The following is a 14,000-nucleotide window of genomic DNA, read 5'->3' as shown; positions in this document are numbered from 1 at the left end:
TCTTTGCTCTCGACCACCAGACGCCGGGTCAGATCGCCCTCGCCCTGGGCAATGTCTTTCATCGCGCGGCCCATGGTGGTCAGCGGACGCATCAACACGTTGATCAACAGGCTCAGCAGCAAAGCAATCGCCGCGACCGCGACAAACATGGCGATCAACGCCGAAGTGCGGAATTGGCTGAGTGCGGCGTAGGCCTTATCGCGATCGATCGACAGACCGATGTACCACTGCGCATTCGGCAGATCGCTGACCGGGGTGAACGAGAGAATGCGCTCCTGACCGTTGAGCACGACATTCTGGTTGCCCTTCTCGATGCGCACGCTGGTATTCGGGTAAATGTCCTTGAGGTTTTTCATTACCTGATCTTTGTCCGGGCTGACGATCACCTGACCGTCAGCACTGACCAGAAACGCATGGCCGAGGCCACCGAAGTCCACCGAGTTGATGATCTTGACCAGGGTTTCCAGGCTCAGGTCACCGCCGACCACACCGAGCAGTTCGCCGTCCTTCTTCACCGGCATGGCGATGGTCACCACCAAGCCGCCGACTGCCGCCATGTACGGCGGCGTCAGCATGGTTTTGTCGGCGGCCACGGCCTGCTTGTACCAAGGCCGCTGACGCGGATCGTAACCGTCCGGCATCTTCGCATCGGGGCGCTGGGTGAAGACACCGTTGGCCTGGCCGACGTAAGTGAACTGGAAGTTCGAAGTGAAGGCCGGTTGATCGACAAGGCCCGGCAAGTCGGCATTCCTGCCTTGATGGGCAACGTTCTGCGCGAGGTTTTCCAGCACCAGAATCCTTCCGCTCATCCAGTTCTGCACGCTGCTGGCGGTGAGGTCACCGGCCTGCTGCACAGAGGACTGCAGATTCTGGCGAATGGTGTTTCGCTGCAAGTAATCGTTGTAGAGCGTGAACAACGCGAACGCCAGGACGACGACGCCCGAAGCGGCCAGGAGGATTTTATGGCTGAACTTGAGATTCATTTCATGGGACTTCTTATGCCAAAAGTGGGGATGCGTTCCGGTTGCAACATTCCATGTACAGCGCAGGCAGCGTTCTTCTGGCCGCTCTACTTTGGTGCACGCATTTCTCACCAGTCTGTCGGCCAACGGCGGAGAAATCTTAGGGCCGCGTGAGAAATGGACGGTTTTAGGACAGGATTCCCGCCGAACGGCGTGCCAGAGCGGCTGCGAGGGAATTTTTCACAACCGCCATAGGGACGACGGTTGCAAAATCTGTAACCCTTGATGACAATGCGACTAATTATCATTTGTGACGTTCGGGCTGGCGTGGTCATGTCTTCACCTGAGTTGGTCGTACAGGCGCTTTACGGTAGTCATCACGGCTGGCTCAACGCTTGGCTGCGCGCGCGGCTGGGCAACGCAGCGGATGCGGCGGATCTGGCTCAGGACACTTTCCTGCGCCTGCTGCAACGCACCGAACGCCTCGAACTCAAAGCGCCTCGCGCTTTCCTGCGGACCATCGCGCGCGGCCTGGTGATCGATCATTGGCGTCGCGAGGAAATCGAGCGGGCCTATCTGGAAACCATTGCTCATTTGCCTGAAGGCGAAGTACCTGACGCCGAATCGCGCGCGTTGGTGCTGGAACTGCTGGAAAGCATTGCGCGCATGCTTGAGGGTTTGAAGCCGAAAGTGCGTCAGGCGTTTCTCCTGGCGCAGTGCGAAGGTTTGACTCACAAACAGATCGCCGAGCAGTTGGGCGTGTCGGTACGTTCAGTGGAACGCTACGTCGCCGATGCGCTGTATCACTGCTATGTGTTGCGATATGAAAGCTGATGCCTGTGGATAATCTCTCACTCGGTCGCCGCGTCGAGCCGCGTCAACACGTCGTCAAGCAAGCGATTCACTGGCTGCTGCGGCTGCGCAATAACCACGGCAATTCGCGGCTGACTCGCCAATGCGAGCAGTGGCGCGCCGAGCATCACGAACATGAAATCGCCTGGCAGCGGGTACAGTCGCTGCAAGCCGAATTGAGCTCCAGTCTGCGCGCCGTGCCGGGTGCGCAGGTCGCTTTCAACACCTTGGAAAACAGTGCGCAGGGGCTGGGCCGACGCCAGGCTTTGAAGTTGTTGTCGGGCGCGCTGTTGATGGGCTCCGCCGCGTGGCTGGCCAAGGACAGCGCCGCCTGGCAGCAATGGAGTGCCGACTACGCCACGGCGACCGGCGAACGGCGCGGTTTCCAGTTGCCCGACGGCACGCGCATCGAACTCAATACCGCCAGCGCCGTGGACCTGGATTACACCGCGCAGCAGCGCCTGATCAAACTGACCCGTGGCGAAATCATCGTTACCTGCGGCGGCTCTGACGAAGGCGCGGCATCCGATCGACCGCTGCGCGTACAGAATCGCCACGGGAGTTATGAACCGTTCGACGCGCGTTTCATTTTGCGTCAGGACGATCAGTGCACGCGGCTCAGCGTTACCCGCGGCCGAGTGTTGGTTCGCGCTGGCGGTCATTCCCTCGAAGCGCTCGCCGGGCAAAGTTTTCTGGTCGACCAAAGCGGTTTGCGCGCAGCGCCGACGCCGGATATGGATGCGGGCGCCTGGCTCGACGGTTTGGTCGTCACGCGCAATATGCGCCTGGGTGATTTTCTTGCTGAAGTCGCCCGTTATCGCCCGGGGTTTCTGAGTTGCGCGGCGGATATCGCAGACTTGCGCCTCTCTGGGGTGTTCCGTCTGGAGGACACCGACAGGCTGCTGGCGGTCCTGCCGCAGACGCTGCCGGTGCAATTGCGTTATCGCACCCGTTGGTGGGTGACCCTGGAACGTGCGGTGTGATTATTTTTGGCGGGTTTTCGCAGGCAGTCCGGCTTAGTCAGTAAGCACTTCAACTCAGCCCTCGCGACTGCCTACGGAAATCCACAATGACTGTCCGCGCCACTTGTAAGAACCCTCTGAATTTCACTGCAGAATCGACACTGCTGCGCCATGCGGTTCGGGCGGCACTGCTGACCACCGCGCTGGGCGTCAGCGTGTTACCGAGCCTGAGTCTGGCCGCCAACACCGGCACCGAGATCAGCCACCGCTACAACATTGCTGCCGGGCCATTGGGCGAGGCGTTGAATCAGTTTGCCCGGCAGGCCGGTATCACCCTGGCGATGACACCGCAACAGACTCAAGGTCAGCAATCACCCGGCGTGCAGGGTGAATATTCGACCGACCAGGCCTTGAGCCATTTGCTCGGCGGCTCCGGACTGGAAGCCGTCAGCCAGGACGGCAGCAGCTACATTCTGCGCCCGCTGGCTGAAAGCGAAGCACTGGCCTTGCCGACCACCGATATCAAAGGCTTCGCCCTCGGCAACGCGCTGGGCAGCATGGCCGGCTACAACGCCACGCACAGCCAGATCGCCACCAAGACCAGTACCGCATTGCTGGAAACCTCGCAAAGCGTATCGGTGGTCACGCGCGAGCAAATGGATGACCAAGGCTCGCAGACCGTCTCGCAAGCGATGCGCTACGCCCCGGGCGTGCTGACCAACCCGTATGGCGCTACGCACCGTTACGACTACGTGGCGATGCGCGGTTTCAACGACGGCTCGGTGGACAACATCTACCTCGACGGCCTCAAGTCGATGGGCGACAGCGGCACCTACAGCACCATGCAGGTCGATCCGTATTTCCTTGAGCGTGTGGACATTCTCAAAGGCCCGTCGTCCGTGCTGTACGGCCGCAGTTCGCCCGGAGGCCTGGTCGCATTGACCAGCAAAAAGCCGTTGTATGAGGCCTACCATCAGGTGCAAGCCACGGTGGGGACGCAAGGCCAGCGTGGGGTTGGTTTTGACTTCAGCGGTCCGGTCGATGACGACAAGCGCATTGCCTATCGTCTGACCGGACTAAGCGATCAGTCCGACACGCAATTCGACCATAACAAGGAAAAACGCTTCGCCCTTGCGCCGACGCTGAGCGTCGATTTCAGCGAAGACACCTCGCTGACTCTGCAAGCCTATCTGCAGCACGATCCGGACGGCGGCTATCACGGCGGCGTTCCGGCGGACGGCACAGTCCATCAGCGCAATGGCGAGCGCATCTCGCCGCGCTTCTTCGAGGGCGAGCCGGGGATCGATGGCTACTCCCGTGACCAGCAGTCGTTTGGCTATCAGTTCGAACATCGCTTCAACGATGTCTTCACCGCCCGGCAGAATTTCCGTTATCTCGATTCCAAAGTGAACATGGATCAGGTCTACGCCTATGGCTGGACCACTCCGACCAGCAATGAACTGAACCGTTATTACACCGGCGGTGATGAGCGCCTGCATGCGTTTATCGTCGACAACATGCTGCAGGCCGAATTCTTCACCGGCGCGACCAAGCACACAGTCCTGATGGGCGCGGATTATCAACGGCGCAAAACCGTGGTCGACTGGACCAGTGGTGGACTGGCGCCGATCAATGCGTTCAATCCGGTATACGGCAACTCGGCGATCGAAATGTACGGCGACACCAGCTATCTGCGTCGCCTCGAACAGACCGGTGTGTACCTGCAAGACCTGATCGAGATGGACAAGTGGCGCTTCTCGCTGGGCCTGCGTCAGGACTGGGTCGAGACATCCGATGAAAACCGCATCGCCGAAGCGGGGCGTCCGGTTGGTACAGAGATCAATGATCGGCGCACGAAACTCACTGGGCGTGCCGGCGCTTTATATCTGTTTGATAACGGTCTGGCGCCATACATCAGCTACTCCGAGTCTTTCAACCCGAACTCCTATGCCGACAGCGCCGGCAACCCATTGGCTCCTACCGATGGCACACAGTGGGAAGTCGGTTTGAAGTACCAGCCGCCGGGCACCGACAATCTGTTCACCGCCTCGCTGTTCCGCATCGACCAGGAAAACCTCGCGACCAAACTGCCGCAGGAAAACTTCTATCGCGCAGTCGGCGCTGTGCGCTCGCAAGGTCTGGAGGTGGAGGCGCACATGCAACTGACCGACAACTTCAAAGTACTCGGCAGTTACACCTTCACTGATATCGAATATTCAAAATCGATGATCAGCACTTTGAGTACGCCGAGCGATGTAATCGAAAACAAGGGCAACTCGCCGACTCAAGCGCCGCGCCACATGGCCTCGCTATGGGCTGACTACAAATTCGACAGCGCCGCACTTGATGGTCTTCGCCTGGGTGGCGGCGTGCGATATGTCGGCTACAGCTGGGCCGATGCGGAAAACACGATGAGGGTGCCGTCTTACACGTTGTTCGACGCCTCGATTGGTTATGACCTGGGCAAGATTGGTTTGAAGGGTGTTGATGTACGGCTCAACGCGAACAACCTGACCAATGAATCCTATGTCGCGTCCTGCGCCAGTCTGAACTTCTGCTACATGGGCGAAGAACGCAACGTAGCGGCGACCGTCAGCTATCAGTTCTAAAGCCGTGTCCTGTGCATAAAAAGCCAGCCCCTGATATCAGGGGCTGGCTTTGTCGTTTCTTCGGGGGTGTTCTGTATGCGTGCGTTTCTGGTTTTATTGCATCGATATATCGGCCTGGCCATTGCGGTGTTTCTATTGCTGGCGGGCCTTACAGGCAGTGTGCTGGCGTTCAATCATGAACTGGATGAATGGCTGAATCCGCAATTCTATAAAGCGACGTCAGTGGGTGAGCGCCTGCCGCCCGGCGCGTTGGTAGAGGCGGTGCAAACTGCACATCCGAAACTGCAAGTCTGGTACATGGAGTATCCGCAGGAGGCGGGGCATACGGCGCTGCTGGCGGCCGTTCCGCGTAAAGATCCGGCGACGGGCCAGCCGTTCGATGAGCGCAATCAGGTGTTCTATCTGGACCCGATCAGCGCGGAGCAAAAAGGCGCGCGCTACTGGGGTGAATGCTGTTTTCAGCGGGAGAACTTCATCCCGTTCATTCTGGAGTTTCACTACAACCTGACATTGCCGGGTAACTGGGGATTGCTGTTGATGGGTGGGGTGGCCATCGCGTGGGTGATCGACTGCTTTGTCGCATTGTGGCTGACGTTGCCGCGCGGCAAGCCCTTCTGGAAGAAGTGGGCGACTGCTTGGAAGGTCAAAGGCGGGCATGCCTACCGCTTGAACTTCGACCTGCATCGCGCTGGAGGATTGTGGTTGTGGCTGCTGCTGTTACCGATCGCCGTCAGCAGCGTGGCAATGAACTTGCCGAGCCAAGTGTTCAAGCCTGCGGTTTCTTTGTTTTCGCCCATCGAGCCGAGCATATATGAAGCCAGAGGACGAATGCCCGCCGATCAACTGGGGACGACACAGTTGAGTTATCAACAGGCGTACGAAAGGGCATTGCAGGAAGGGAAGCGATTAGGGCTGACGGTGGCAATCGGCGAGTTGTATTACAGCTTTGAGTACAACTTCTACGGCGCAGGATTTGGACAGCACGATACGGACGCACACGGTAAATCCTGGTTGTTTTTTCACGGTACCGATGGCCGATTATTGGGACAGGAGATCGCGGGACAGGGCACGCTTGGAGAGCAGTTCTATCGACTCCAGTTGCCCATACATGGGGGACGGATCATCGGGGTGACAGGGCAGATAATGATCGCGGTACTGGGTGTGTTGATTGCGGGGTTGTCAGGGACGGGCGTCTATATTTGGTGGCGCAAGTGGCAGGCAAGACGCAGCACCAGGATCCGAAGAACAGCCTGATCTTTCGTACACGCTTAAATGACAAAACCCCTGTCTGCGTTAGCAGACAGGGGTTTCGGAATTCAATCTTGACGATGACCTACTCTCACATGGGGAAACCCCACACTACCATCGGCGATACATCGTTTCACTGCTGAGTTCGGGATGGGATCAGGTGGTTCCAATGTTCTATGGTCGTCAAGAAATTCTTTATCTGGCCCGTCAACACGGTAACAAGCCAGCAAAAACAGGAACTTCTACTAAAACAAAACCCCAACTGCTTTCGCAATTGGGGTTTCGGAATTTAATCTTGACGATGACCTACTCTCACATGGGGAAACCCCACACTACCATCGGCGATGCATCGTTTCACTGCTGAGTTCGGGATGGGATCAGGTGGTTCCAACGCTCTATGGTCGTCAAGAAATTCGGGTACTGACTCGTGACCAGATGGCCTCGCTTCAGCAAATTGGGTATGTGACAGCTAGGTGTTTGTGAATTTCGAACTTTCGGTTCGTTTCGTCTTCACACACCGCAATCTGGCGCCTTTTCAGGTCAGCAAATTGCTTGGGTGTTATATGGTCAAGCCTCACGGGCAATTAGTATTGGTTAGCTCAACGCCTCACAGCGCTTACACACCCAACCTATCAACGTCGTAGTCTTCGACGGCCCTTCAGGGAACTCAAGGTTCCAGTGAGATCTCATCTTGAGGCAAGTTTCCCGCTTAGATGCTTTCAGCGGTTATCTTTCCCGAACATAGCTACCCGGCAATGCCACTGGCGTGACAACCGGAACACCAGAGGTTCGTCCACTCCGGTCCTCTCGTACTAGGAGCAGCCCCTCTCAAATCTCAAACGTCCACGGCAGATAGGGACCGAACTGTCTCACGACGTTCTAAACCCAGCTCGCGTACCACTTTAAATGGCGAACAGCCATACCCTTGGGACCGGCTTCAGCCCCAGGATGTGATGAGCCGACATCGAGGTGCCAAACACCGCCGTCGATATGAACTCTTGGGCGGTATCAGCCTGTTATCCCCGGAGTACCTTTTATCCGTTGAGCGATGGCCCTTCCATACAGAACCACCGGATCACTAAGACCTACTTTCGTACCTGCTCGACGTGTCTGTCTCGCAGTCAAGCGCGCTTTTGCCTTTATACTCTACGACCGATTTCCGACCGGTCTGAGCGCACCTTCGTACTCCTCCGTTACTCTTTAGGAGGAGACCGCCCCAGTCAAACTACCCACCATACACTGTCCTCGATCCGGATAACGGACCTGAGTTAGAACCTCAAAGTTGCCAGGGTGGTATTTCAAGGATGGCTCCACGCGAACTGGCGTCCACGCTTCAAAGCCTCCCACCTATCCTACACAAGCAAATTCAAAGTCCAGTGCAAAGCTATAGTAAAGGTTCACGGGGTCTTTCCGTCTAGCCGCGGATACACTGCATCTTCACAGCGATTTCAATTTCACTGAGTCTCGGGTGGAGACAGCGCCGCCATCGTTACGCCATTCGTGCAGGTCGGAACTTACCCGACAAGGAATTTCGCTACCTTAGGACCGTTATAGTTACGGCCGCCGTTTACCGGGGCTTCGATCAAGAGCTTCGCGTTAGCTAACCCCATCAATTAACCTTCCGGCACCGGGCAGGCGTCACACCCTATACGTCCACTTTCGTGTTTGCAGAGTGCTGTGTTTTTAATAAACAGTCGCAGCGGCCTGGTATCTTCGACCGGCATGAGCTTACGGAGCAAGTCCTTCACCCTCACCGGCGCACCTTCTCCCGAAGTTACGGTGCCATTTTGCCTAGTTCCTTCACCCGAGTTCTCTCAAGCGCCTTGGTATTCTCTACCCAACCACCTGTGTCGGTTTGGGGTACGGTTCCTGGTTACCTGAAGCTTAGAAGCTTTTCTTGGAAGCATGGCATCAACCACTTCGTCACCCAAAGGGTAACTCGTCATCAGCTCTCGGCCTTAAGATCCCGGATTTACCTAAGATCTCAGCCTACCACCTTAAACTTGGACAACCAACGCCAAGCTGGCCTAGCCTTCTCCGTCCCTCCATCGCAATAACCAGAAGTACAGGAATATTAACCTGTTTTCCATCGACTACGCTTTTCAGCCTCGCCTTAAGGACCGACTAACCCTGCGTCGATTAACGTTGCGCAGGAAACCTTGGTCTTTCGGCGTGGGTGTTTTTCACACCCATTGTCGTTACTCATGTCAGCATTCGCACTTCTGATACCTCCAGCAAGCTTCTCAACTCACCTTCACAGGCTTACAGAACGCTCCTCTACCGCATCATCCTAAGATGATACCCGTAGCTTCGGTGTATGGTTTGAGCCCCGTTACATCTTCCGCGCAGGCCGACTCGACTAGTGAGCTATTACGCTTTCTTTAAAGGGTGGCTGCTTCTAAGCCAACCTCCTAGCTGTCTAAGCCTTCCCACATCGTTTCCCACTTAACCATAACTTTGGGACCTTAGCTGACGGTCTGGGTTGTTTCCCTTTTCACGACGGACGTTAGCACCCGCCGTGTGTCTCCCATGCTCGGCACTTGTAGGTATTCGGAGTTTGCATCGGTTTGGTAAGTCGGGATGACCCCCTAGCCGAAACAGTGCTCTACCCCCTACAGTGATACATGAGGCGCTACCTAAATAGCTTTCGAGGAGAACCAGCTATCTCCGAGCTTGATTAGCCTTTCACTCCGATCCACAGGTCATCCGCTAACTTTTCAACGGTAGTCGGTTCGGTCCTCCAGTCAGTGTTACCTAACCTTCAACCTGCCCATGGATAGATCGCCCGGTTTCGGGTCTATTCCCAGCGACTAGACGCCCTATTAAGACTCGCTTTCGCTACGCCTCCCCTATTCGGTTAAGCTCGCCACTGAAAATAAGTCGCTGACCCATTATACAAAAGGTACGCAGTCACAGAACAAAGTCTGCTCCCACTGCTTGTACGCATACGGTTTCAGGATCTATTTCACTCCCCTCTCCGGGGTTCTTTTCGCCTTTCCCTCACGGTACTAGTTCACTATCGGTCAGTCAGTAGTATTTAGCCTTGGAGGATGGTCCCCCCATATTCAGACAAAGTTTCTCGTGCTCCGTCCTACTCGATTTCATGACTAAGAGATTTTCGCGTACAGGGCTATCACCCACTATGGCCGCACTTTCCAGAGCGTTCCGCTAATCTCAAAGCCACTTAAGGGCTAGTCCCCGTTCGCTCGCCACTACTAAGGGAATCTCGGTTGATTTCTTTTCCTCAGGGTACTTAGATGTTTCAGTTCCCCTGGTTCGCCTCTTGCACCTATGTATTCAGTACAAGATAACCATCTTATGATGGCTGGGTTCCCCCATTCAGACATCTCCGGATCAAAGTCTGTTTGCCGACTCCCCGAAGCTTTTCGCAGGCTACCACGTCTTTCATCGCCTCTGACTGCCAAGGCATCCACCGTATGCGCTTCTTCACTTGACCATATAACCCCAAGCAATCTGGTTATACTGTGAAGACGACATTCGCCGAAAATTCGAATTTCTCAACTAAGAGAACTCACAAATTTTACCTTAGCCTGATCCGTTACCAGTGAAAGTAACGTTCAGTCTATCTTTCTATCACATACCCAAGTTTTTAAAGAACGATCTAGTCAAAGACTAGAAATCAACATTCATCACCGTACCGGTGGAATGCTCATTTCTAAGCTTTCAAACTTCAGAAGCAGTAGTGGTGGAGCCAAGCGGGATCGAACCGCTGACCTCCTGCGTGCAAGGCAGGCGCTCTCCCAGCTGAGCTATGGCCCCGTATTCCTACAGGCGTTTCCCACAAAAAATTGGTGGGTCTGGGCAGATTCGAACTGCCGACCTCACCCTTATCAGGGGTGCGCTCTAACCAACTGAGCTACAGACCCAATTTCGGGCTGCTTCTATCGTCTTCTTCAATGAATCAAGCAATTCGTGTGGGAGCTCATGCAGCAGCTGATATCGTCGATTAAGGAGGTGATCCAGCCGCAGGTTCCCCTACGGCTACCTTGTTACGACTTCACCCCAGTCATGAATCACACCGTGGTAACCGTCCTCCCGAAGGTTAGACTAGCTACTTCTGGTGCAACCCACTCCCATGGTGTGACGGGCGGTGTGTACAAGGCCCGGGAACGTATTCACCGCGACATTCTGATTCGCGATTACTAGCGATTCCGACTTCACGCAGTCGAGTTGCAGACTGCGATCCGGACTACGATCGGTTTTATGGGATTAGCTCCACCTCGCGGCTTGGCAACCCTTTGTACCGACCATTGTAGCACGTGTGTAGCCCAGGCCGTAAGGGCCATGATGACTTGACGTCATCCCCACCTTCCTCCGGTTTGTCACCGGCAGTCTCCTTAGAGTGCCCACCATTACGTGCTGGTAACTAAGGACAAGGGTTGCGCTCGTTACGGGACTTAACCCAACATCTCACGACACGAGCTGACGACAGCCATGCAGCACCTGTCTCAATGTTCCCGAAGGCACCAATCCATCTCTGGAAAGTTCATTGGATGTCAAGGCCTGGTAAGGTTCTTCGCGTTGCTTCGAATTAAACCACATGCTCCACCGCTTGTGCGGGCCCCCGTCAATTCATTTGAGTTTTAACCTTGCGGCCGTACTCCCCAGGCGGTCAACTTAATGCGTTAGCTGCGCCACTAAGAGCTCAAGGCTCCCAACGGCTAGTTGACATCGTTTACGGCGTGGACTACCAGGGTATCTAATCCTGTTTGCTCCCCACGCTTTCGCACCTCAGTGTCAGTATCAGTCCAGGTGGTCGCCTTCGCCACTGGTGTTCCTTCCTATATCTACGCATTTCACCGCTACACAGGAAATTCCACCACCCTCTACCATACTCTAGCTTGCCAGTTTTGGATGCAGTTCCCAGGTTGAGCCCGGGGATTTCACATCCAACTTAACAAACCACCTACGCGCGCTTTACGCCCAGTAATTCCGATTAACGCTTGCACCCTCTGTATTACCGCGGCTGCTGGCACAGAGTTAGCCGGTGCTTATTCTGTCGGTAACGTCAAAATTGCAGAGTATTAATCTACAACCCTTCCTCCCAACTTAAAGTGCTTTACAATCCGAAGACCTTCTTCACACACGCGGCATGGCTGGATCAGGCTTTCGCCCATTGTCCAATATTCCCCACTGCTGCCTCCCGTAGGAGTCTGGACCGTGTCTCAGTTCCAGTGTGACTGATCATCCTCTCAGACCAGTTACGGATCGTCGCCTTGGTGAGCCATTACCTCACCAACTAGCTAATCCGACCTAGGCTCATCTGATAGCGCAAGGCCCAAAGGTCCCCTGCTTTCTCCCGTAGGACGTATGCGGTATTAGCGTTCCTTTCGAAACGTTGTCCCCCACTACCAGGCAGATTCCTAGGCATTACTCACCCGTCCGCCGCTGAATCCAGGAGCAAGCTCCTCTCATCCGCTCGACTTGCATGTGTTAGGCCTGCCGCCAGCGTTCAATCTGAGCCATGATCAAACTCTTCAGTTCAAACATCTTTGGGTTTTTAAGAAACCCTAAACTTGGCTCAGCAATCGTTGGTTACATCTTTGATTTCTCGCGGAGTAACTTGTGATGCTGATAATCTTGTTGACTATCAGTCTGACTGCACAAGCACCCACACGAATTGCTTGATTCAGTTGTTAAAGAGCGGTTGGTTAAGATCTTTCGTCTCAACCGAGGCGCGCATTCTACAGCAGCCTCATTTGCTGTCAAGTGATTATTTTCAGAAGCTTTCGAAGAATTCTTCAACAACTTCAACCACTTGCGCTTCCGATCTCTCGTTAGCGGGAGGCGAATTCTACAGCGTTAATCGCTGCTGTCAACACCTCTTTTTCTCCGCTTTCGACCGAGAAGATCGAACCGTTAAAAGAGCTACACATCGCTGCTCTTTCAACTTCTTCCAGACTTCGATGACCTGAAGCAAGTCGCTGTCGAAAACTGCGTAACTCTCTGAATCTCAAGGAGTTTTCCGTTTCGACTGCGCCGGAAGTGGGGCGAATTATAGACCTCTGGAATCTGCCGTCAACCATTAATTTCGCTTTTCTTTCAATAACTTGCGTATTGGTTAAAAAACATTCAATCAAATGAGAAAAGAGCTTCTTCTATATAGAAGAAGACTTAAAGGACGCCTTCCTCCTTCAACGCAGCCACCGCGCCTGCCCCCAGACCCAGCACCCGCTGCAGAACCTCTAATGTGTGCTCACCTAATAAAGGAGGCGCATGACGATATTCAACGGGCGTCTCCGACAATCGAATCGGGCTGGCCACCTGAGGCACCATCCCCGCCAATGCATGCGGCAGCTCTATCGCCAGACCGCGCGCCTTCACTTGGGGATCTTTAAACACCTGCGACAGATCATTGATCGGCCCACAAGGCACACCCGCCTGCTCCAGTTGAGCAACCCACTCGGCCGTGGTCTTGAAGACCGTAGCTTGGCGGATCAACGGGATCAGCACCGCGCGGTTCGCTACCCGCAGCTTGTTGGTCGCGAAGCGCGGATCATCCGCCCACTGCGGTTGGCCAGCCACCTCTGCGAACTTGCGGAACTGCCCGTCATTACCCACGGTAAGAATGAAGTCACCATCCGCCGTAGGAAAGTCCTGATAAGGCACGATGTTGGGATGCGCATTTCCCAGACGCTTTGGCGCATTGCCCGTGGTCAGGTAGTTCATCGCCTGGTTAGCCAGACACGCGACCTGCACATCCAGCAACGCCATATCGATGTGCTGGCCACCACCGTCGTGATCGCGATGAGCCAACGCCGCGAGAATCGCCACCGTTGAATACAGCCCAGTAAGAATGTCCGTGAGCGCGACACCGACTTTCACCGGACCAGCACCGTCGTCTCCTTCGGGTCGGCCGGTCAGGCTCATCAAGCCGCCAAGCCCCTGGATCATGAAGTCATACCCTGCGCGCTTCGCGTAAGGGCCGGTCTGGCCGAAGCCGGTGATGGAGCAATAGATCAGATTCGGGTTGAGCGCCTTCAGCGACTCATAGTCCAGACCATAGGCCGCCAGACCACCTACTTTGAAATTCTCAATCAGAATGTCCGACTTCGCCGCCAGGTCGCGCACCAGCTTCTGCCCTTCAGAACGGGTGAAGTCGATGGTCACCGATTGCTTGTTGCGGTTTGCCGAGAGGTAATAAGCCGCTTCCGATGTGTTCTCGCCGTAAGCATCTTTAAGAAAGGGCGGGCCCCAGGCGCGGGTGTCATCACCATTGCCCGGGCGCTCGACCTTGATCACCTCGGCGCCCAGGTCGGCGAGGATCTGTCCGGCCCAAGGCCCGGCCAGTACTCGCGATAAATCCAGTACCCGTAGATGCGACAGCGCGCCCATGGTCCGCCCTC

5 protein-coding genes, 2 tRNA genes, 4 rRNA genes and 1 pseudogene are annotated in these 14,000 nt (G+C 55.4%); 4 read left to right on the top strand and 8 right to left on the bottom strand.

From position 1 onward, the window contains the following. Positions 1-5 precede the first annotated feature (5 nt). Positions 6-983: pseudogene (locus tag NF676_RS27670) on the bottom strand (cache domain-containing protein); the annotation flags it as partial. Positions 984-1,295: 312 nt separating this feature from the next. On the opposite strand from NF676_RS27670, the gene NF676_RS01205 reads away from it, so the two are divergent. From NF676_RS01205 to NF676_RS01190, 4 genes are all read left to right on the top strand, one after another. Next, the gene (locus tag NF676_RS01205) at positions 1,296-1,796 is read left to right on the top strand and encodes a sigma-70 family RNA polymerase sigma factor (RefSeq protein ID WP_041479723.1); all 501 of its coding nucleotides are present in this window, start codon (positions 1,296-1,298) and stop codon (positions 1,794-1,796) included. Beyond that, positions 1,796-2,797, top strand: coding sequence for a FecR domain-containing protein (locus tag NF676_RS01200; protein ID WP_252887093.1), 1,002 nt, complete (start codon positions 1,796-1,798; stop codon positions 2,795-2,797). The genes NF676_RS01205 and NF676_RS01200 overlap by 1 nt, the downstream gene beginning before the upstream one ends. Positions 2,798-2,883: 86 nt before the next feature. Beyond that, entirely contained in the window at positions 2,884-5,385 is a 2,502-nt protein-coding gene (locus NF676_RS01195; RefSeq protein ID WP_252887092.1) for a TonB-dependent siderophore receptor, read from the top strand. 75 nt (positions 5,386-5,460) lie between these two features. Next, positions 5,461-6,639, top strand: coding sequence for a PepSY-associated TM helix domain-containing protein (locus NF676_RS01190; RefSeq protein WP_252887091.1), 1,179 nt, complete (start codon positions 5,461-5,463; stop codon positions 6,637-6,639). 66 nt (positions 6,640-6,705) lie between these two features. On the opposite strand, the gene rrf (NF676_RS01185) is transcribed toward NF676_RS01190, so the two are convergent. From rrf (NF676_RS01185) to NF676_RS01155, 7 genes are all read right to left on the bottom strand, one after another. Continuing rightward, positions 6,706-6,821 (bottom strand): 5S ribosomal RNA (rrf, locus tag NF676_RS01185). Between the two features lie 105 nt (positions 6,822-6,926). After that, positions 6,927-7,042: ribosomal RNA gene (rrf, locus tag NF676_RS01180) — 5S ribosomal RNA — on the bottom strand. A 154-nt stretch (positions 7,043-7,196) separates the two neighbouring features. Then, positions 7,197-10,090, bottom strand: a 23S ribosomal RNA gene (locus NF676_RS01175). A 247-nt stretch (positions 10,091-10,337) separates the two neighbouring features. Continuing rightward, positions 10,338-10,413: transfer RNA gene (locus tag NF676_RS01170), tRNA-Ala, on the bottom strand. 30 nt (positions 10,414-10,443) lie between these two features. Continuing rightward, positions 10,444-10,520, bottom strand: a tRNA-Ile gene (locus NF676_RS01165). Positions 10,521-10,601: 81 nt separating this feature from the next. Then, a 16S ribosomal RNA gene (locus NF676_RS01160) occupies positions 10,602-12,138 on the bottom strand. The 16S, 23S and 5S rRNA genes sit together here with 2 tRNA genes alongside, the layout of an rRNA operon. Before the next feature lie 630 nt (positions 12,139-12,768). Beyond that, positions 12,769-13,989 (bottom strand): CaiB/BaiF CoA transferase family protein, encoded by a 1,221-nt coding sequence (locus NF676_RS01155; protein WP_252887090.1) that lies wholly within the window; start codon positions 13,987-13,989, stop codon positions 12,769-12,771. Positions 13,990-14,000: the final 11 nt, after the last annotated feature.

The sequence above is a fragment of the Pseudomonas siliginis genome (assembly GCF_024072275.1).
GTDB classification, from domain to species: Bacteria; Pseudomonadota; Gammaproteobacteria; order Pseudomonadales; family Pseudomonadaceae; genus Aquipseudomonas; species Aquipseudomonas siliginis.
This window is presented reverse-complemented; position numbering and strand designations above follow the sequence as displayed.

Bases quoted from the DNA above. Each gene is read 5' to 3' on its own strand.
- NF676_RS01205 (WP_041479723.1), top strand. From the start codon at position 1,296: ATGTCTTCACCTGAGTTGGTCGTACAGGCGCTTTACGGTAGTCATCAC.
- NF676_RS01200 (WP_252887093.1), top strand. From the start codon at position 1,796: ATGCCTGTGGATAATCTCTCACTCGGTCGCCGCGTCGAGCCGCGTCAA.
- NF676_RS01195 (WP_252887092.1), top strand. From the start codon at position 2,884: ATGACTGTCCGCGCCACTTGTAAGAACCCTCTGAATTTCACTGCAGAA.
- NF676_RS01190 (WP_252887091.1), top strand. From the start codon at position 5,461: ATGCGTGCGTTTCTGGTTTTATTGCATCGATATATCGGCCTGGCCATT.
- NF676_RS01155 (WP_252887090.1), bottom strand. From the start codon at position 13,989: ATGGGCGCGCTGTCGCATCTACGGGTACTGGATTTATCGCGAGTACTG.